The organism is Shewanella sp. (assembly GCF_041630135.1).
Taxonomy (GTDB): domain Bacteria; phylum Pseudomonadota; class Gammaproteobacteria; order Enterobacterales; family Shewanellaceae; genus Shewanella.
Genome location: NZ_JBFKLW010000039.1, coordinates 17,062 through 36,421, shown reverse-complemented (window position 1 = coordinate 36,421; position 19,360 = coordinate 17,062). Strand labels below are relative to the sequence as shown.

Genomic DNA, 19,360 nt, shown 5'->3' with positions numbered 1-19,360 from the left:
GTGTTTTATCAGGTAGTACAACTGCTCGAAGGCGGTATGTTTTCCAGCTCCGGCCATGGTTTTCCCTGGGTGACCAAGATGTTCTCGGTGCTGATGCTGGTAGTGGTGTGCCTGCATGCTGCCCTGGCGCTGCGCCGTTTCCCTACGCAGTTGGGGCAGTGGCGGCTGTTGAGGTCGCATTTGGGCTCTATTGCCCACAAAGATACTCACGCCTGGTTCTGGCAGCTTATCACTGGTTTTGTCTTGTTTTTTCTGGTGCCTGTGCACCTGTTTACCATGATCTTAAATCCTGAGATTGGCCCCCATATGTCAGCTGAGCGGGTATATCAGGATAACGCCTGGGTACTTTATGGCCTGCTGCTGCCGGCGGTGGTCGTGCATGCCATGATTGGTCTTTATCGGGTGTCGGTGAAATGGGGCTGGGTGCAAAACCGTAAGCGCGTACGCAGGGTGATAAAAGGGCTGATTGTGTATTTGCTGTGTCTGGGGCTGGCAAGCCTTACCGCGTATATGCTGATAGGTCAAAGCCTGCCGATACCCGTTACCCCCTTCGTTCCAGGGCTCTGAACTGGCACGACCTGTTTGCCAAACAGTGACGCAGATCCTGATTCAGCCATTGTTGATTTAATGCGCATTGTGTTGATCTGTCTCAGGGTTTAGCTTGGTTTTGTGAGCGACATTGGCATTCATAACCAACACAAGAATAACAGGTAAAGAGGGATGAGCATGGCAGGCAAACTGGACACAAGACGTTGGAGTGGCGTGCTGGATTTGGGGCAAAGCCTGACCGGCGTGATACTGGCACTGTTTTTATGGACTCACCTGCTGCTGGTGTCATCTATATTGCTTGGGCCGGAGGCCATGAGCTGGGTAGCCAGTGCCATGGAGCTGGCCTTCTTATCGCAAGATGGTCACGGCTATCCCTGGGTGGTGAGTCTTATTGCCATTGGTGTGGGGTTGCTGGCGGCATTCCACGTGCTGGTGGCGATCCATAAACTGCCCTTGAGTTTGCGCCAGCAAAGGGCGCTTAAACAGCAGATGCAGGTCATCAACCACAGCGATACCCGCCTGTGGAGCTGGCAGGCCGGTACCGGCATTGTGATTTTAATGTTGCTGCCGGTGCACTTGTGGCTGGTGGGCAGCGCCCCGGAAACCATTGGCCCTGTTGGCAGTGCCCAGCGGATTTGGGGGGAATACGGCTACCTGATTTACCTGCCGCTGCTGCTCACAGTGGAGTTACATGCTGCCATTGGTTTGTATCGGGTGGCGCTCAAGTGGGGGGCGGCGCGGGATTTGAACACCCGGGCAAGATTAAGAACCATCAAGACAGTACTCAGCGTGCTGTTTGTGGGCATAGGGCTGGCGGCATTGCTGGCCTTTATTCCCCATACTCCGGCCTGAGGCCAAACAAATTAACGATAAGGCAGGTAACTGCCAACGACGTACTTTGCAACAGTGTGCCAAGGAGCAAATGTGAAACTCATCTACACAGACTGTCTGGTGGTTGGCGCTGGCCTGGCGGGGCTCAGGGTCGCCATTGCCGCGAAAGAGCGCGGTCACGACACCCTGGTGTTGTCCCTCATTCCGGCCAAGAGGTCGCACTCAGCGGCGGCCCAGGGGGGGATGCAGGCAAGCCTTGGCAACACGGTCAAGGGCCTTGGTGATAACGAAGATGTGCACTTTCAGGACACGGTAAAGGGGTCGGACTGGGGCTGTGACCAAACTGTGGCGCGGATGTTTGCCCACTGTGCCCCCAAGGCGGTGCGGGAACTGACCCACTGGGGCGTGCCCTGGACCCGGGTAACCAAGGGACCACGTGAGGTAGTGGTGAATGCCGAGCGCATTACCATTGAAGAAGCCGAAGCTGCCCATGGGCTAATTAATGCCCGTGACTTTGGCGGCACCAAAAAATGGCGTACCTGTTACACAGCCGACGGCACCGGCCACTCGCTCTTGTATGCGGTGGACAATAAAGCCATTTCCCTTGGTGTTTCTGTGCATGAACGGGTAGAGGCGCTGGCGATTATTCATGACGGTGAGCGCTGCCACGGTGTGGTGGCCCGTTGTCTTATCACAGGTGAGCTGCGTGCCTATATTGCCAAGTCCACCACCATAGCCACCGGCGGTTATGGCCGGATTTATGAGGTGTCTACCAACGCTATTATCTGTGAAGGCATAGGTCAGGCACTGGCGCTGGAAACCGGCGTGGCCACTCTTGGTAATATGGAAGCAGTACAGTTTCACCCAACCGCCATTGTGCCGGTGGGCATTCTGACCACTGAAGGTTGCCGGGGTGACGGTGGCCTGCTGCGCGATAAAGACGGCTATCGCTTTATGCCGGATTATGAGTCGGAGAAAAAAGAACTCGCCTCTCGCGACGTAGTATCGCGGCGCATGACCGAGCATATGCGCAAGGGCAAAGGCGTTGACAGCCCCTACGGGCCACATCTGTGGTTGGATATCACCCTGCTTGGGCGCAAGCATATCGAAACCAACCTGCGGGAAGTGAAAGAAATCTGTGAAAACTTCCTCGGTATCGACCCAGCGGTAGACTGGATCCCGGTTCGCCCGACCCAGCATTACTCCATGGGCGGCATTCGTACCACGGCAACCGGTGAAAGCCCCCAGCTTAAGGGGTTATTTTCAGTCGGCGAGGCGGCCTGCTGGGATATGCATGGTTTTAACCGCTTGGGTGGCAATTCGCTGGCCGAAACCGTGGTGGGTGGGATGATAGTCGGTAAATATGTGGCCGATTTTTGCGATAACAATGATCTGGTACTGGATACCGGTCTGGCCAAACGTTATGTGGACAAGGTGCGAGCCGAAATTGATGGCCTGATTGAAGGTTCTGGCACAGAGAGCGCCTGGGAACTCAAGTCGGCCATGCAGCGGGTGATGATGGACTACGTGGGTATTTTCCGTAATGGCCCTGAACTCGATGAAGCGGTAAAACAGCTTAAGGCGTTACTGGCACGCTCAGTGGATCTGGGCGTGAAATGTAAAAAGCGCCATGCCAACCCTGAGCTGGTGGAAGCGCTGCGGGTGCGAAGAATGCTGAAAGTGGCGCTGACGGTTGCCTGCGGCGCAGCCGCACGTACCGAAAGCCGCGGAGCCCACGCCCGCGAAGACTTCCCACAGCGTAACGATAAAGACTGGCTGTGCCGCACGCTTGCAAGCTGGCCCGATGCCAACGCCTTGGAGCCGGAGTTAGCCTATGAACCCCTGGATGTTATGACGATGGAACTGCCCCCGGGTTATCGTGGTTATGGCGCTGATAATGCCATTGCCCACCCGGATACCGCCAGGCGTGAAGCTGAAATAGCTGACATTCTTGCGGCTCTTGGCCCCGATGCCAGCCGCGAAGTGCGCCAGCGGGCACTGATGCCATTTGAGCTGCCGCAAAGTCTGCAACCGGCCAATGAGCGGTTGGCCGATCGTCTGAAAGGGTCGTGTCCGCTGACCGGTGTAACTGACCCATCCCAATCCCCCAATACTGCCGGAGACGACAATTCATGAGCGGCCGCATTCTGACATTTAATATTTTCCGCTATGACCCTCAGGAGCCGGGCGACCAACCCAAGATGGTCAAATACCAACTTGAAGAAACCAGTGGTATGACAGTGTTTATTGCGCTGAATAAGCTGCGTCAGGAGCAGGATCCCTCTCTGCAGTTTGACTTTGTCTGCCGTGCCGGTATTTGCGGCAGCTGTGCCATGGTTATTAATGGTTTCCCTACCTTGGCCTGTCGGACCCTGACGGCCAAGTATCCCAAGGGTGACATCACCCTGATGCCACTGCCGGGATTTGAACTGATTGGTGACTTATCGGTGAATACCGGCAAGTTTATGCGGGAGTTGGCTGAGCGGCTGAAATTGTGGTTGCATCCCAAAGGCGGTGACATGGATATTCACCGTCTGGAAGACCCTATGGATCCGGAAGAGGCCGCCAAACTTTATGAGCTTGAGCGCTGTGTTGAGTGCGGTGTGTGTGTATCGGCCTGTGCCACCAAACAGATGCGCGATACCTTCGTCGGCGCGGTAGGTATGATGAAAATTGCCCGCTTTGAGCTCGACAGCCGTGATGGCCGCAGCGCCGATGATTTCTATCATGTGATTGGCAATCAGGACGGGGTGTTTGGCTGTATGACCCTGCTTGGCTGTCAGGATAACTGCCCCAAAGATTTGCCGCATATGCAGCAAATTGCCTATCTGCGCCGCAAGATGGCCTCGACGCTGCTTTAATCCAAACTGGCCGCCATACAAACCCAAGCCCGAAGCGGAAATGCCGCCTCGGGCTTTGTTTTTCCAGAAGTTTCAGTTTAGTGTTAGCCAATAACCGCTGGCTGGGGAAGGGATATGCTCACTTCTGATTTGGAACTGTTTGTACAGGTGGCTGAGGCCGGCAGTATCAGCGCTGCTGCGCTGGCGCTGGATATGACCCCTGCCAGCGCCAGTGCCGCCATTAAACGGCTTGAAAAACAGCTCGGAGGGGCGCTGTTTATCCGTACCACCCGCAGCTTGCGGCTTTCCGGTGCGGGTGAGCATTACCTGCTTCATTGTCGCAACGCACTGGCTGCCCTTGAGCAGGGCAGAATGGCTCTGGCAAGCGCCAGGGGCACTGTTGAGGGCTGTTTACGCATCTCCGTATCTTCGGATTTTGGCCGCAATATATTCCTGCCCTGGCTTGATGAACTGATGGAGCAACATACTGCGCTTGAAGTGCAGCTGGAGCTGGGCGATCGGGTTAGCAGCCTGTTTCGCGATAATATTGATGTGGCACTGCGCTATGGCAAGCCCAGCGCCCCCGACGCTGTGGCTTTTCTCATTGGTCGTATGACGCGCCAGCTCGCAGCTTCAGATGCGTATTTGACCAACTTCGGAGTACCAGCGAGCCCTGAAGCACTCACAGGGCATCAGTGTCTTTTGTTCAAGCTTGCCCAGCGTACCAATGATCAGTGGCGCTTTTTTCGGAATGGTATTGAGCACCGGGTGCGGGTCAGCGGCAGGCGCAGCTGTGATGATGCTGATGTTGCCCGCCGCTGGGCCTTGGCCGGCAAGGGGGTGGTGTACAAGTCGCAGCTGGATTTGGCTACGGACCTGATTGAGGGGCGGCTTAAGCCGCTGCTGACCGATTGGCAAGGTGAACCGCTGGAGCTGTATTTGTTGTGCCCGGGACGTTCACAGGTCACTCCGGCGGTTCAGGCTTTGCGCGACATGCTCAAAGAAAAAGTTGCCGCGCGGATAAGGGCGTTGGAACTGGCGCTGGAATAAGCACTCTTATCACAAAACAAAAACGCCGCAGTTAGCGGCGTTTTTTGATGGCAAACCAGCTTACGACTTAGCGCGCTTCATGGCGGTGAAGAACTCGTCGTTGGTCTTGGTCATGGCCAGCTTGTCGATAAGGAACTCCATGGCCGACACTTCGTCCATTGGGTTCAAAATCTTACGCAGGATCCACATCTTCTGCAGCTCATCGCTGGTGGTCAGCTTCTCTTCGCGGCGGGTACCGGAGCGGTTGAAGTCAATCGCAGGGAACACGCGCTTCTCGGCGGCCTTGCGAGACAGGTGCAGTTCCTGGTTACCTGTGCCCTTGAATTCTTCGTAAATCACTTCGTCCATCTTGGAGCCGGTGTCGATAAGGGCAGTGGCGATAATGGTCAGCGAGCCGCCGTTTTCGATGTTACGGGCTGCACCGAAGAAACGCTTTGGACGGTGCAGGGCGTTGGCATCCACACCACCGGTGAGTACCTTACCTGAAGACGGCACCACTGTGTTGTAGGCGCGGGCCAGACGGGTGATGGAGTCGAGCAGAATCACTACGTCTTTCTTGTGTTCAACCAGACGCTTGGCTTTTTCGATTACCATTTCAGCAACCTGCACGTGACGGCTGGCTGGCTCGTCGAAGGTTGAGGCAATCACTTCGCCGTGAACCAGACGCTGCATCTCGGTCACTTCTTCAGGACGCTCGTCAATCAGCAGCACCATCAACACCACTTCAGGGTTGTTGTAGCTGATGGACTGGGCAATGTTTTGCAGCAGCATGGTTTTACCGGCTTTGGGCGGGGCCACAATCAGACCACGCTGACCTTTACCGATGGGGGAGCACAAATCCAGGATACGGGCGGTAATGTCTTCAGTAGAACCATTACCACGCTCCATGCGCAGACGCTCTTCGGCGTGCAGGGGCGTTAAGTTTTCAAACAGGATCTTGTTGCGGGAAATTTCCGGCTTATCGAAGTTAACTTCGTTCACTTTCAGCAGCGCAAAGTAACGCTCACCTTCCTTTGGAGGGCGGATTTTACCGGCAATGGTATCGCCCGTTCGCAGGTTGAAGCGACGCACCTGGCTGGGGGATACATAGATATCATCCGGTCCGGCGAGGTAAGAACCATCGGCACTGCGCAGGAAGCCGAAACCGTCCTGGAGGATTTCCAATACACCGCCACCGAAGATGTCTTCACCGCTTTTGGCGTGGGCTTTGAGGATGGAGAAAATGATGTCCTGCTTGCGGGCACGGGCCATATTTTCGAGATTCATGCTCTCCGCCAAGGCCACCAGGTCGGCGATGGACATATTTTTCAGTTCGTTTAGGTTCATGTGATGGGTCTTTTTTTTACGCGAGAAAAAGTTTGCCGCACTCAATCTGCAATGCTTTTAGAAGGTATTGAAAAGATTGAACTGCGAGGAAGTGGTTTAAACGATAAGAATCTGGTTATTAAAGTAGCATCGATGGCGCGGTGCGTCCAGATTTTTACTGCTGCCCGGCACTTTTTGGCTAAAAGCTGTGCCGGGCATCACGCCTGAGGGCGAAGATTAGAGCTGGGCGTCGATGAACTCTTTCAGTTGAGTCTTGGACAGGGCACCCACTTTGGTAGCAACCAGTTCGCCGTTTTTGAACATCAGCAGAGTAGGAATGCCACGCACGCCGTACTTGGCTGGGGAGCTGTTGTTGTGGTCTACGTTCAGCTTGGCAACTGTAACCTTGCCTTCGTACTCGGCAGCAACGTCGTCCAGAATCGGGGCGATCATTTTGCAGGGGCCGCACCATTCTGCCCAGAAGTCTACCAGAACTGGCAGTTCAGACTTCAGTACGTCGTTTTCAAAGCTGTCGTCACTCAGGGTTACAATTTTGTCGCTCATGATGTTCTCCAATTAATGCCATCGCTGGTCTGTGAATGGCTTAGCATGTATATTGAGGCGGTTTTAGACTATTTCAAGTGTCCACCGATCTGTTGTCGCTATTTCAAACGATCGAGTATCTTATTGCAACCCCAACTGGTATGCTGCCGCTATGAGCGAAACACACTTAACCGAACAAAGGTTTGCCGACCTGCCCTTGTGTGACGAGGTCAAACAGGCACTTAACGAAAACGGCTTCGAGCATTGTACGCCTATTCAGGCGCTTTCCCTCCCGGTATTGCTTGAGAAAAAAGATATCGCTGGTCAGGCTCAAACGGGCACTGGCAAGACTCTTGCCTTTTTGGTCGCCACTTTTAACCACCTGCTGACCACTCCCATTCCAGACAATCGTCAGCTGAATCAACCCCGTGCCATTGTGATGGCTCCGACCCGTGAGCTGGCAATTCAGATTGCCAAGGATGCGACCTTGCTGTCAAAACACAGCGGCCTCAAGGTAGGTATTGTTTACGGCGGCGAAGGCTACGAGACTCAGCGCAAGGTGCTGGATAAAGGCGTGGATGTTCTCATTGGTACCACAGGCCGTATTATCGACTACGTGCGTCAGGGCGTTATCAATTTAAGCGCTATCCAGGCGGTGGTATTGGACGAAGCCGATCGTATGTTCGATCTTGGTTTTATCAAGGACATCCGCTTTTTGTTCCGCCGTATGCCAGACGCGAAAGACCGTCTGAATATGCTGTTTTCTGCGACTCTGTCTATGAAGGTGCAGGAGCTGGCATACGATCATATGAACGACCCTGTGAAGGTGGAAATTGCGCCGGAAGAAAAGACTTCCCGCAATATCAAAGAAGAAATCTTCTATCCTTCCATGGAAGACAAACTTAAGCTGCTGCATTCACTGATTGAAGAAGACTGGCCGGAAAAGGCCATTGTGTTTGCCAATACCAAACATCAGTGTGAGAACCTGTGGGCCAGCCTTGAGGCCGATGGTCACCGCGTGGGCCTGCTGACCGGTGATGTGCCGCAGAAGAGACGTTTGAAAATTCTGGAGCAGTTCACCCAGAGCGAGCTGGATATTCTGGTGGCCACTGACGTTGCTGCACGTGGTTTGCACATTTCCGATGTGTCCCACGTGTACAACTACGATCTGCCTGATGACTGCGAAGACTATGTGCATCGCATTGGCCGTACCGGCCGCGCAGGTCAGAAAGGGGTGTCGGTGAGCTTTGCCTGTGAGGAATACGCCCTCAACCTGCCAGCCATCGAAGATTACATTAAGCACAGTATTCCGGTGACGTCATACGATCGTGATGCTTTGATTGATATTCCTCCTCCGGTGAAAATCCATCGTAAGCCCCACACAGGTGGTCGCAACCTGCGGGATCGCAACGGTTCGCCACGACCATCCGGTGCCCATCGCAGCGGTGGCGGTCGTCCTCCCCGCCACGACAGGACCCGCAGACACTCATAAGACAGTCGTAGATGCAGACAGCCGCATACGCCGCAATCACCCTGGGCTCCAACAGCTTTAACATGCTGGTGGCCACCACAGTGGCCGGAAAGCCCAGGGTCGAGGCCAAATACAAACGCAAGGTGCGTCTTGCCGAAGGGATCGGCTGTGATGGCATGCTCAGTGAAGGGGTGATGCAGCGCGGTCTGGATTGTCTTGCCATGTTTGCCGAGATGCTGGCCAAACACCATATCGCCATTGAGAACGTGGCCGTAGTCGCTACGGCCACCCTGCGCGCCATCGCCAATGCCGAGGAGTTCAAGTCCCGCGCCCTGCCCATTCTGGGGGTGCCAATCGACGTTATCTGTGGCATGCGTGAGGCTGAGCTTATCTATTGCGGCATGGTTGCCACCACCGCAGGTGAAGGGCGCCGCCTGGTCATCGACATCGGCGGTGCCAGCACCGAGTTTATTGTCGGTGACGGCGATAAGCTGCTGTTCAAAACCAGCCTGCCGATGGGCTGTGTGACCTTTAAAAAGCAATTTTTTGCTGATTTACCACTGCAAGAGCTCGACTTTGATGACGCCGAAGCCGAAGTGCACCGCATTCTGGGACCTGCAGAAGCTGAGCTTAAGCGCCTTGGCTGGCACACAGTGGTGGGGGCCTCCGGCACTGTGCAGTCAGTGGTGGAATTATTGGCACACCGCGGCGAGTCGCAGCTGATTACCCTTGAAGTACTGGAGCGCCTGAAGCAGGAAATCTTGCTGCATGAAGACGCCAGTCTTGATGGTATCAATGGTCTATGCCCTGAGCGGGCTCCCACCTTCGCTGCCGGCATTGCTGTGCTGCTGTCGTTGTTCCGCCTGCTGGGACTCGAAAGCCTTTCGCTATCCGGTGGTGCCCTGCGTGAAGGGGTGCTGTTGGAGCTCTCCCGCCGACTGGGCTCAGCTCAGTAACCGGCGCAACAAGATCGTTTGCAGCATGCACCAATTTGCACTGTTGCCGGCCATGTGCTGATGCCTGGCATCGACCACTAATCCAACACGCCGCATAGCGGCGTTTTTTGTATCTATAGAATGCGCTGCACTGAGTCTTATGTATCACCCTCGATACTATGCGCCCCAATTTGGAGCAATCCCATCCCTTCGTTTCCCGCGTTACCTATATCCGCCGTCAAGGCCGGAAATCCGGCAGTTAACCGCTGATGGTATTCGCCATCGCCTTTCCTTCATTAACACTACTTTAAAATAGTCTTTTACTTACATCGACTTGCGACATGATTTCGGGGGCAGATTAGCCGCCTCGGTTCGCCTGCAAGGCTGATTGGGGCCAGGTTTCTTTCATCCATTGAAAACATGACTCCTGTTACTTGAGCTTACAAGTGTATGAAATAGATCAAATAAAATAGATTGTATACAGTATGTAAAAGATGTTAAGGTTTTTTGCGTTTTCGACCGCAAACTGCCCACCAGAAGGACAGGGGCCGAGAATCATTTCAGGCAAGGGAAGAAGGAAAACCTCATGTACCAAACAAGATATCAGACGCCAAAGAGTGTCTTTTCTGCCCGCAAGACCCTGGCCGCTGCGGCCGTAGGCGCGGCCTTGATGCTGTCATCTCCCGCGATGGCGGTAGATGGCTCCAGTATCGTTAAGGGTCAGGTTATCAGCGCCGAAGGTACTGGCCTTGGCGGCGCAACCATCACTTTAAGACACAAGACCAAAGGCTTGGTGTACACAGTATCGACCAACGAGAAGGGCGAGTACCTGCTGCGTAACGTGCCTGTGGGCGAGTACGACATTGAAATCCATAAGGATGGCTTTAATGATTCGCGTGAATCCGGCGTCCGGGTGGAAGTGGGTCAGGCGCTGATCCTCGACGGTCAGCTGTATGGGGCAGGTGAGACTTCAATGGAGCGTCTGGCGGTCACCGGCAGCATGATCCGTAGGGTCGATATGGCATCTTCCACGTCGGGTGTCACCTTCACCCAGGAAGACTTAAACCAGATGCCGGTAAACTCGGGCTTTGAAAGCATTGCCCTGCTGGCTCCGGGTACGGCCGCGCCAGGTGGCTCGTCGTTCCGTGGTGCTTCCAGCTTTGGCGGTGCATCATCTGCCGAAAACGGCTATTACTTCAACGGGATGAACGTTACCAGCATCCGCACCGGTCTGGGTTCCATTAACCTGCCGTGGGAAGCCATCAGTCAAACCCAGGTCATGACCGGTGGGGTCAGCCCCGAGTTTGGTGGCGCCATGGGCGGTATCGTCAACGCGGTGTCCAAGTCCGGTGACAATGAATTCAAGTTCGGAACCCAGATACGTTGGGAGCCGGACAGCCTGCGCGCCAATCACGACTCGATTTTCGACAGTGCCGGCAATATTTCCTCCAACACCATGCAGGACGGCTACGATTTCCGTGAGCTGCAATTGTGGGCCAGCGGCGCCATCATTCAGGACAAGTTATTCTACTACGGTTTGTTCAACCCCCGCCGCGATGACAGCGACTGGGCCGGACAAACCACAGCAGGTCACAGAGAGCGTGAAGAAGACCGCTGGTTTGCCAAGCTTGACTGGTACATCTCGGAAGATCACTCCATTGGCCTGTCGGCCATGAGCAACGAGCGCACCTGGGATACAGGCACCTTCGCCTACGACTGGGAAACCAACGAGGTGGGCGACCAGATTGGTGAAAACGCTCCCGGCCGTGATGGCGGTAAGGTTTACAGCCTGAACTACAACGGTTACTTCACCGACAGCTTCTCGGTGTCGGCTGTGGTGGGTCGTACTTCTGAAAATATCGATAACGTGGTGGCATCCACCAATCCATCGGTATACGACTATCGCACCAGCACCACCCTAAGCCAGCACACCAACTCGTCAGTGTCTGAGCAGGAGTTTATCCGCGATCAGGCGCGTATCGACTTTAACTGGGATCTGGACAATCACTCACTGCAATTCGGTGTGGATTACACCCGGGTGCTGGTGGACTACACCTCGGCCCAGAACGGCATTGGCGATGCCCAGGGCTGGTGGGGCGTGAAGACCGCCGGTAACAACAGTGTCTCTGGCGCTGCCGCCGGTGAAGACTATATTGAGCGCCGCGTACGCACCCGCTATACCGACTCAGAAATCACTTCGCTGGCGTTTTATGCCAACGATTCCTGGCAGGTGACCGACCAACTGGTGCTGAACCTTGGCCTTCGTTACAGCGGCTTTGAAAACACGGTTTCCGATGGTCGCGCCTATGTGTCCATCGACAACCAAATCGCCCCGCGTCTGCAGGCCATCTACGATCTGCACGGCGACGGCAGCGCCAAGGTGTACGCCACTTATGGCCGTTACTTCCAGCCGGTGTCGGCCAATATGAACATCACCCAGGGCTCGTCCTCTATCGAGTGGTTTGAGTACTTTGCGCTCGATCAGGTGGATGGCTCAGGTGCGCCCGTGCTCTTGCCTGATGGTTCCCCAAGCCGCGGCGATATGCTGCGTGACCGCTACTGGCGTCAGCGCGGTATTACTGAGCCGGGTTTGATTGCCTCAAGCAGTCTTAAACCAATGTACAGCGATGAGTTTACTGTGGGCTATCAGCAGGAGCTGTTCGATACCATGAGCGGCGGCGTGCGCTTTATCTACCGCGACCTTGGCCGCAGCGTAGAAGACACAGACGTGGGCCCAGTGCTGGCGAAGAAGCTGGCGGAGCTCGGCATTGCCGACAACGTGGGTCAGGGCTCTTACTACGTGCTGAATAACCCGGGTGAAGATATCACCATGTCCTACGACTTCGATGGTGATGGACAGGTGGATAATGTCACTCTTACTCAGGATGAGCTACAACTGCCCGAAGCCAAGCGTAAGTATCTGGCGGTGGAGCTGACTCTGGATGGCCGTGTGAATGACGACCTGACCATCAACAGCTCTTACACCTGGTCACACAGCTACGGTAATACCGAAGGCCTGGTGAAGACCGACAACGATCAGGCCGATCCGGGTTGGACGACTTCCTACGACTATGCTGACCTGATGGACCACGGCTACGGTGACCTGCCAAATGATCACCGCCATGCGTTTAAGGTAAGTGGCGCCTACAACATCACCGATAATCTGGTGCTGGGTCTGGTGGCCCGCACTACCTCGGGTCGTCCGCAGAGCTACTTCTCCCAGCACCCGCAGGGCGTTGACAGCTGCGCCGCAGGCAGCCCATGGGAAGACTGTATCAGCCGTTACTACGACCATGTGTCGCACTACGATGAAAACGGCAATCCATCACCCCGCGGCAGCGCCGGTAATCTGCCCTGGGTGACCAATGTGGATCTGTCGCTGACCTACAACACCGAGCTGTTTGGTGGCGATCTGATGCTAAAGGGCACTGTGTACAATCTGCTCAATGCCGACAGCGCCACTTCGGTGTGGGAAGAGCGTACCCGCTATGCCGATACCGCCTCGGGTCTGGAGCTGAACCCGGACTACGGCATGGTGACCGGTCGTCAGGAAGCGCGTTATATGTCGCTGATTGCCCGCTACGAGTTCTGATAACCCGCTACGAGTTTTGATTTCGGGACATGAAAAAGGCCGGCCATTGCCGGCCTTTTTGTGCTTGAAGCTTACTTCAGAATGTTCGCTAAATCTTTTTCCAGCGACTCGGTTGGGCGCTCGACGATACGGCCGATTTCCTCACCTTTTTGCCGCACGATAAAGGTGGGGATGCGCTTGAACTCATAGTTGGCAGCCAGCCCTTCAGGATCTGACTTGGCTCGGTCCACACCAATGTAAGTGACCTTGATATTGGGGTTGCCCACCTCTTCCATAATACGGATAAAGCGCGGGGTTTCGCGGTGGCAGTCCGGGCACCAGGTGCCGATGATCACCACAATTTCAGTTGCCTCTGTTACAGCCTTGATTGGGTCGAGTGCTGTAATGTCCACTTCGTAGGTTTTATAGCCGTCAGTAAATTCAGGTAACTCAGTGACGAGGCGCTGAGCTTCAACGATACCGGTCAGGATCACTTCCTGTTTCTCCTCGCTGCAGGTGGCAAACAGGCCACCGGACTTGTTCTCGAAACCACAGCCTGAGTCTGCCAGCAATGGCGCTGTAAAAAAGAGTGCTGTGGTGGCCAATAAAGCTTTGACGTTATTGTGCATCATGTTTCCTCACAAGCGAAGGGAAGTCTGTAGCAATAGGAAAGCGCAGTGAGCTCTCTGCATAGAGCTTGTTCAATGCGCCCTGCTCTGATCCAATCACGGCTCAGATACGATGAGAAGGGGAAATACCCAAGGCTTTGGGCTGGATCACTTTTTTGTCTGTAAATGAAAACGCCACCCATTCGGGTGACGTTTTGGTCAGGTGCAGCTGTTACTTCTGTTCTTTAAGCCACTGGGCTGCACGCTTGGCAAAGTAGGTGAGAATGCCATCGGCTCCTGCACGTTTAAAGCACAGCAGAGATTCCATCACTATGGCTTTTTCCGCCAGCCAGCCGTTTTGAATCGCTGCCATGTGCATGGCGTACTCGCCGCTTACCTGATAAGCGAAAGTGGGTACAGCCAGTTCGCTCTTGACTCGGCGAACCACGTCTAAATATGGCATGCCCGGCTTGACCATCACCATGTCGGCACCTTCCTGAATATCCAGGGCTACTTCGTGCAGGGCTTCGTCGGTATTGGCCGGATCCATCTGATAACTGTGCTTATTGCCACCTTTGAGATTGCCTGCAGAACCCACAGCATCACGGAAGGGACCATAGTAACTGGATGAGTATTTGGCAGAATAAGCCATGATTTGGGTGTTCACATGGCCTGCTTGCTCCAGAGCCTGACGAATCGCGCCAATGCGGCCATCCATCATGTCTGAGGGGGCAACGATGTCGGCACCGGCCTCGGCATGGGACAGAGCCTGCTTTACCAGAATTTCGGTGGTGATGTCATTGACGATATAGCCGGTGTCATCGATGATGCCGTCCTGACCATGGGTGGTGAAGGGATCCAGTGCCACGTCGGTCATCACACCCAGCTGTGGGAATTCACGCTTGAGCGCGCGTACGGCACGCTGAGCCAGGCCATCCGGGTTGTAGGCTTCTTCTGCGAGCAGTGATTTTTTTTCCATTGGTGTCACTGGAAACAGGGCAACCAGCGGGACACCCAATGCGACCAGCTCTTCAGCTTCTTTAAGGAGCAGATCAATACTGTAGCGTTCTATGCCTGGCATGGAAGCCACCTGCTCAGTTCGGTGGTTACCCTCAAGCACAAACATCGGATAAATCAAATCGTTAACTGTCAGCGTGTTTTCGGCCATCAGACGACGGCTGAAATCATGTTTGCGCATACGGCGCATTCTGCGTTGTGGGAAGGCACTGGTGATGATGTTCACGATCGTCTCCTCGATTAAGAATGGGGGGCGGGACTGTCACTAAACAGATATACCCGGTTTCGGCCCAGATCTTTGGCCTGATAGAGCGCCTTGTCTGCCTGTTCCAGCAGCTCAAGTGGATGCTCATCGCTCTCTATAATGCTGCAGCTGACCCCGATGCTCAGTGTCAGCGGAATACTTTGATTTTCCCAATGAATAGCGAGTTCTTCGATGGCACGGCGAATATTCTCGGCTACCGCCAGTGCGCCTTCTTCATCGGTTGACGGCAGTATGATAGCAAACTCTTCCCCACCGAAACGTGATACGAGATCGGTTGGGCGTTTGATATGTGCACTCAGGGTAGCGGCTATTACCCGTAAGGTCTGATCGCCGGCCAGATGACCGTATTGGTCATTGATTCGTTTGAAGTGGTCAATATCCAACATTAACAAAGCCATGGGAGTTTGCTGGCGTCGACTTATCCGGCCTTCGGCCTGCAACCGTTTATCGAAGGCTGCACGGTTTTTTACGCCGGTCAGGCTATCGATGGTGGTCTGTTCGGTCAGCTTTTGGTTTACTTCGTTCAGCTCCCGCAGCGCGATTTCCAGCTCCAGCGTGCGTTCCTGCACCATATCTTCAAGGCGTTCGTTGGCTTCTGCCTCTGACTTAAGAGCCTCTTCGCGGGCTTGGCGGATATTTTGCGCCTGCTCCAGTGCTTCACGTTGAATAAGCAACTTGGATTTGCGCTCGTCGCTGTAGCGAATGGCCAGAACAGCCGCCATAAACACAATCTCGAAGGTGACTCCGAGCATAGCCGGGCTTAATGGGTCTACCCGGGTATTGATGACGCCGAGATAAATAAGGCTGCTTATGGCTGCGCCGGTGAGCAGCACTATCCAGCCGAGAAAATATAATCTTGCCAGCTTCTGCCCTCTGAAGGCTTGAATGATAGCGAAAGTAAGCAGTACCAGGGAGATCACCAACAGTGCCACTATGTCGCAGAAGACGGCGAGACTGTAGCTTATGAAGGGGGACAGCAGTGCCAGCAACAAGCTGAATGCTGCGCTAAAGCGACAAATCCGTAGCATACGGATATTGTAGTATTTAAGCTGCAGCACCTTTTCGGCAAACATCAACGCAAAACACATTACCAGCGGCAATAGGAAGGGAATCACCCAGGCCTGCATGCCTGGCCAATTGGGCCACAGATAACGAAAGGCGACGCCCTGCACGGTGGCAACCAGCAGTGTCATGCTGAGCACATAGGCGGAGTAATAGCTGTAGCTGAAGGAGCCGGATGTGAGGGCCACAAACAGGCTGAACAGGCCAATAGCGGTAAGGATCCCCAGTTGAAACCCATGGGCCAGGCTGCGGCTTTCCGACAGTTGGCTGAGGCGTCCCGGGCTGATCAGGCTTATGGGGGTATGGGCGCTGCCTTCAGTATTTATTTCCAGTAAAAAACTGTGTTGCTGCCAGGGGGACAACTGAAAAGGGTAAAGGTAATGGGTAGAGCGCAGTGGCCTGCTGTTGAATGGCAGACTATCACCGAGGTGCAGTTGACTGACGACGCTGTCATTCACCAGATGGTATAGCTTCACATTGTCCAACAGCGGGTTGTTGATGGTCAGAATCCGGCTTTCGGCGCTGCCCCTGACGTCTATATCAATCCGGAGCCACAGATTATTTGCACCTATGCGGCGTTTGATGCTGGCTGCAAGCGGTTGCCAGCGAGGATCGCCCTTGGGGGGCAACGCATTTAAATCAAGTGCCTCGCTCGCCTGATAAAGACTCGTCCAAGGGGTGAGATCCAGCTCATCGGCACTGCTTTCTGTCAGGATTAATGTTTTGGCCGCCAGCGCCATGGGGTTGATAACACCGCATAGACAAAGGAGTATAAGCACTCTAATCATGGCGGGATCCCAGCTGAAAAAATCTGAGGCTGTTTTGGTAGGTACGTTCGATAAAAGCCCGTTCGTCTTCTTGCCGCAATCGCGCAATTTCCGCTGCAATGTAAGGCAGGTATTGGGGCAGGTTTTTACCTGACTTCGGTTTTGGCCGCATAGATCGTGGCAAAAGATATGGGCTGTCGGTTTCAATCAGCAGTCTGTCGCCGGGAATAAATTTCACCAAATCAGCTAATTCCTGGCCGCGACGCTCGTCGCATACCCAGCCGGTTATTCCCAGATGCAGCCCAAGCTCAATGTAACTTTCCATCTGTTTGCGGGTGCCGGTAAAACAGTGCAGTAAAGCACCTTTTAACTCAGCCCTGTATTCGCTGACAATGGCTACAAAGTCCTCATGGGCGTCGCGCTCGTGCATCAGCACAGGTTTGCCAAGTTTGGCCGCCAGCGTCAGCTGAGCGGCGAAGGCTTCCCGCTGCTTGGGGCGTGGTGAAAAGTCGCGGTTGTAATCGAGACCGCATTCGCCCACTGCTACCACGGATGTGTCCTGGCACAATTCGGCTTGAATGGCAGCACTGCCTTCATGCCATTCACTGGCATGGTGTGGGTGTACACCTGCGGTGGTATAGAGTTTGTCTGGATACGTTTTGCACAAAGCCATGGCAGCACGGCTCTCGTCGAGACTGCTGCCAATGACAATCAAAGGCGAGACACCTGCGGCATCTGCCCCTGAAATAACGTCATCAAGGTTGGATTCGAGTGCACTGCCAATCAGGTTGACGGCAATGTCCAGATACTTGGGCATGGCTTAGTTGATGCGTTTGACCCGAATGGTGGAGTTTCGGCTGTCGCTGCCCAGATAAAAAGAACTCAAGGCGCCTTTTTCAATAAATATCTTCTCACCAGTGGTGAGCTTATAACGGCGACTGTCTGTTTGTTTCCAGACCTGACCATTGGTGAAGCTGATTTTCAGGTTGCCGTATTGGTCTTTATCCACATCGGCAATTTCAAGCTCGATTCGATCTGGCTCTTCTTCGGCCTTTTGGGTTTTACCGAAACTTTCTTCCATAGTGGGTGCTGGCTTGGAGATAGTGGCCGCGGATGTTGTGGGCGCAGCAGCTACTGCGGCGGCAGGAACCAGCACAGGCGCACGGGCAGCGGTTTCGGCGAGTTTATCGTAACAAATCAGTCGATCCAGTTTGTCGCTGATAGTGGCACAGTTGGCCAGTTGTTGTTCGACGGAGGCCATTGCGGGAAGGGTGCTCAGAGCTAAGGTAAGAAGCCATAAACTTCGCATTATAGAGTTCCTTGTATTGCTACTTTGGCGATAAATACATCATCGGCCTGACCCGGACGGGACAGGCCGATAGCAGGCAATGGCTGACAGGACATTAATCCGTTGGCGATTGCTCTTCTTGTTCGTCTTCGCCCTTTTTACTGTAAAAGCGTGCTGCAAGCAAACCACCTTCAAACAGCAACAGCATGGGGATGGCCAACATGGTCTGAGAAATCACGTCAGGTGGTGTCAGCAGCATACCGATAATAAAGGCGGAAACTATAATGTAAGGCCGCTTTTGCTTCAGGTCTTCCACACTGGTCACTCCTGCCCAGCACAGCAGCACGACTGCAATGGGAATTTCAAATGACAGACCAAAGGCGAAAAATAGCTTGAGAATAAAGTTCAGGTAGCTGCTGATGTCTGTGGCAACTGTCACCCCTTCCGGCGCAACGCTGGTAAAGAAGCCAAACACCACCGGGAACACCACGAAGTAAGCAAAGGCAATACCAAGGTAAAACAGCAAGGTACTGCTGACCAGTAAGGGAATTACCAGGCGCTTCTCATGCTTGTACAGTCCGGGCGCTACAAACGACCAGATCTGATACAGCACATAGGGCACAGCAATAAAAAATGACAGCACCAGCGTCAGCTTGAAGGGCGCGAAGAAGGGCGCGGCCACGTCTGTGGCAATCATGCTTGAGCTTTCGGGCAGCGCCTGCATCAAGGGGATGGCCATGTAGTGGTAAATATCGTTGGCCCAGTAAACCAAACCGATAAACACCAGCATGACACCGGCAATACACTTGAGCAGTATGGTGCGCAGCTCAAGCAAGTGGCTGATCAGAGGTTGTTGATGTGACGACATGAATTATCCGTTGGCTTTAGGCGACTCGGCTTGTGAAGCAGTGGCCGCTTCGCTCTCGCCTGCAGCGGGCTTGGCAGCTTCTGGTTCAGACACCTGATAGGGGCGGTTAACCTCCTGCGCAGCTTGTTTGAGCTGGTCGATTGACTCTTGCAGCTCTGGCGAGAGGTTGGAAAGCCCCTTGCTTTCGGCCTTTTTCAGATCGGCATGTAACTGCTCGATCTTCAGTTCCTGCTCCAGTTCGTCCTTGACCGAGTTGGCCATCCGCTTCATTGCGCGGATCCACCCCGATACGGTACGTACTGCCACAGGTAATCGCTCCGGCCCAAGCACCACCAAACCAATGATGGCGATGAGCAAAAGCTCCATAAAGCCGATACCGTCAAACATAGG

At 54.2% G+C, this 19,360-nt stretch carries 17 protein-coding genes; 8 read left to right on the top strand and 9 right to left on the bottom strand.

The features are described from left to right. From ABYK60_RS11800 to ABYK60_RS11780, 5 genes are all read left to right on the top strand, one after another. Window positions 1–567: fumarate reductase cytochrome b-556 subunit (locus ABYK60_RS11800; RefSeq protein ID WP_372872219.1), on the top strand; the 567-nt coding region annotated here is incomplete at its 5' end. A 159-nt stretch (window positions 568–726) separates the two neighbouring features. After that, window positions 727–1,401 (top strand): fumarate reductase cytochrome b subunit, encoded by a 675-nt coding sequence (locus ABYK60_RS11795; RefSeq protein WP_372872218.1) that lies wholly within the window; start codon window positions 727–729, stop codon window positions 1,399–1,401. 72 nt (window positions 1,402–1,473) lie between these two features. Next, entirely contained in the window at window positions 1,474–3,516 is a 2,043-nt protein-coding gene (locus tag ABYK60_RS11790; protein WP_372872217.1) for a fumarate reductase flavoprotein subunit, read from the top strand. Next, window positions 3,513–4,241 (top strand): fumarate reductase iron-sulfur subunit, encoded by a 729-nt coding sequence (locus ABYK60_RS11785; protein ID WP_372872216.1) that lies wholly within the window; start codon window positions 3,513–3,515, stop codon window positions 4,239–4,241. Before ABYK60_RS11790 ends, ABYK60_RS11785 begins: the two co-directional genes overlap by 4 nt. Before the next feature lie 114 nt (window positions 4,242–4,355). Next, entirely contained in the window at window positions 4,356–5,270 is a 915-nt protein-coding gene (locus tag ABYK60_RS11780; protein ID WP_372872215.1) for a LysR family transcriptional regulator, read from the top strand. Window positions 5,271–5,330: 60 nt separating this feature from the next. On the opposite strand, the gene rho is transcribed toward ABYK60_RS11780, so the two are convergent. Then, window positions 5,331–6,596, bottom strand: a complete 1,266-nt coding sequence (gene rho / locus ABYK60_RS11775; RefSeq protein ID WP_126168392.1) for a transcription termination factor Rho — start codon at window positions 6,594–6,596, stop codon at window positions 5,331–5,333. A gap of 216 nt (window positions 6,597–6,812) precedes the next feature. Next, on the bottom strand, window positions 6,813–7,139 hold the full coding sequence (gene trxA / locus ABYK60_RS11770) for a thioredoxin TrxA (RefSeq protein WP_372872214.1): 327 nt from the start codon (window positions 7,137–7,139) through the stop codon (window positions 6,813–6,815). 151 nt (window positions 7,140–7,290) lie between these two features. Between trxA and rhlB the strand changes: the two genes are divergently transcribed. From rhlB to ABYK60_RS11755, 3 genes are all read left to right on the top strand, one after another. Continuing rightward, window positions 7,291–8,610, top strand: a complete 1,320-nt coding sequence (gene rhlB, locus ABYK60_RS11765; protein WP_372872213.1) for an ATP-dependent RNA helicase RhlB — start codon at window positions 7,291–7,293, stop codon at window positions 8,608–8,610. 11 nt (window positions 8,611–8,621) lie between these two features. Then, window positions 8,622–9,545, top strand: coding sequence for an exopolyphosphatase (locus ABYK60_RS11760; protein WP_372872212.1), 924 nt, complete (start codon window positions 8,622–8,624; stop codon window positions 9,543–9,545). A gap of 565 nt (window positions 9,546–10,110) precedes the next feature. After that, complete coding sequence (locus ABYK60_RS11755) at window positions 10,111–13,116, top strand: TonB-dependent receptor domain-containing protein (protein WP_372872211.1); 3,006 nt, start codon at window positions 10,111–10,113, stop codon at window positions 13,114–13,116. Between the two features lie 71 nt (window positions 13,117–13,187). Here ABYK60_RS11755 and ABYK60_RS11750 read toward each other — a convergent pair whose 3' ends face one another. The 7 genes from ABYK60_RS11750 to tatB form a co-directional block, all read right to left on the bottom strand. Further along, window positions 13,188–13,724, bottom strand: coding sequence for a thioredoxin family protein (locus ABYK60_RS11750; RefSeq protein ID WP_372872210.1), 537 nt, complete (start codon window positions 13,722–13,724; stop codon window positions 13,188–13,190). A 211-nt stretch (window positions 13,725–13,935) separates the two neighbouring features. Continuing rightward, window positions 13,936–14,946: a porphobilinogen synthase gene (gene hemB / locus ABYK60_RS11745; RefSeq protein ID WP_372872209.1), complete on the bottom strand. Its 1,011-nt coding sequence runs from the start codon at window positions 14,944–14,946 to the stop codon at window positions 13,936–13,938. A gap of 14 nt (window positions 14,947–14,960) precedes the next feature. Continuing rightward, window positions 14,961–16,835 (bottom strand): diguanylate cyclase, encoded by a 1,875-nt coding sequence (locus ABYK60_RS11740; RefSeq protein ID WP_372872208.1) that lies wholly within the window; start codon window positions 16,833–16,835, stop codon window positions 14,961–14,963. After that, window positions 16,828–17,631, bottom strand: coding sequence for a TatD family hydrolase (locus ABYK60_RS11735; RefSeq protein WP_372872207.1), 804 nt, complete (start codon window positions 17,629–17,631; stop codon window positions 16,828–16,830). The genes ABYK60_RS11740 and ABYK60_RS11735 overlap by 8 nt, the downstream gene beginning before the upstream one ends. Window positions 17,632–17,634: 3 nt before the next feature. Beyond that, window positions 17,635–18,123 (bottom strand): hypothetical protein, encoded by a 489-nt coding sequence (locus ABYK60_RS11730; protein ID WP_372872206.1) that lies wholly within the window; start codon window positions 18,121–18,123, stop codon window positions 17,635–17,637. 94 nt (window positions 18,124–18,217) lie between these two features. Further along, window positions 18,218–18,970, bottom strand: coding sequence for a twin-arginine translocase subunit TatC (tatC, locus tag ABYK60_RS11725; RefSeq protein ID WP_372872205.1), 753 nt, complete (start codon window positions 18,968–18,970; stop codon window positions 18,218–18,220). A gap of 3 nt (window positions 18,971–18,973) precedes the next feature. Further along, window positions 18,974–19,357, bottom strand: coding sequence for a Sec-independent protein translocase protein TatB (gene tatB, locus ABYK60_RS11720; RefSeq protein WP_372872204.1), 384 nt, complete (start codon window positions 19,355–19,357; stop codon window positions 18,974–18,976). Window positions 19,358–19,360 lie beyond the last annotated feature (3 nt).

Coding starts and splice junctions, on each gene's coding strand:
- ABYK60_RS11750 (WP_372872210.1), bottom strand. CDS start 13,724: ATGCACAATAACGTCAAAGCTTTATTGGCCACCACAGCACTCTTTTTT.
- ABYK60_RS11735 (WP_372872207.1), bottom strand. CDS start 17,631: ATGCCCAAGTATCTGGACATTGCCGTCAACCTGATTGGCAGTGCACTC.
- ABYK60_RS11760 (WP_372872212.1), top strand. CDS start 8,622: ATGCAGACAGCCGCATACGCCGCAATCACCCTGGGCTCCAACAGCTTT.
- ABYK60_RS11740 (WP_372872208.1), bottom strand. CDS start 16,835: ATGATTAGAGTGCTTATACTCCTTTGTCTATGCGGTGTTATCAACCCC.
- trxA (WP_372872214.1), bottom strand. CDS start 7,139: ATGAGCGACAAAATTGTAACCCTGAGTGACGACAGCTTTGAAAACGAC.
- ABYK60_RS11795 (WP_372872218.1), top strand. CDS start 727: ATGGCAGGCAAACTGGACACAAGACGTTGGAGTGGCGTGCTGGATTTG.
- rhlB (WP_372872213.1), top strand. CDS start 7,291: ATGAGCGAAACACACTTAACCGAACAAAGGTTTGCCGACCTGCCCTTG.
- ABYK60_RS11785 (WP_372872216.1), top strand. CDS start 3,513: ATGAGCGGCCGCATTCTGACATTTAATATTTTCCGCTATGACCCTCAG.
- tatC (WP_372872205.1), bottom strand. CDS start 18,970: ATGTCGTCACATCAACAACCTCTGATCAGCCACTTGCTTGAGCTGCGC.
- tatB (WP_372872204.1), bottom strand. CDS start 19,357: ATGTTTGACGGTATCGGCTTTATGGAGCTTTTGCTCATCGCCATCATT.
- ABYK60_RS11730 (WP_372872206.1), bottom strand. CDS start 18,123: ATGCGAAGTTTATGGCTTCTTACCTTAGCTCTGAGCACCCTTCCCGCA.
- ABYK60_RS11755 (WP_372872211.1), top strand. CDS start 10,111: ATGTACCAAACAAGATATCAGACGCCAAAGAGTGTCTTTTCTGCCCGC.
- rho (WP_126168392.1), bottom strand. CDS start 6,596: ATGAACCTAAACGAACTGAAAAATATGTCCATCGCCGACCTGGTGGCC.
- ABYK60_RS11780 (WP_372872215.1), top strand. CDS start 4,356: ATGCTCACTTCTGATTTGGAACTGTTTGTACAGGTGGCTGAGGCCGGC.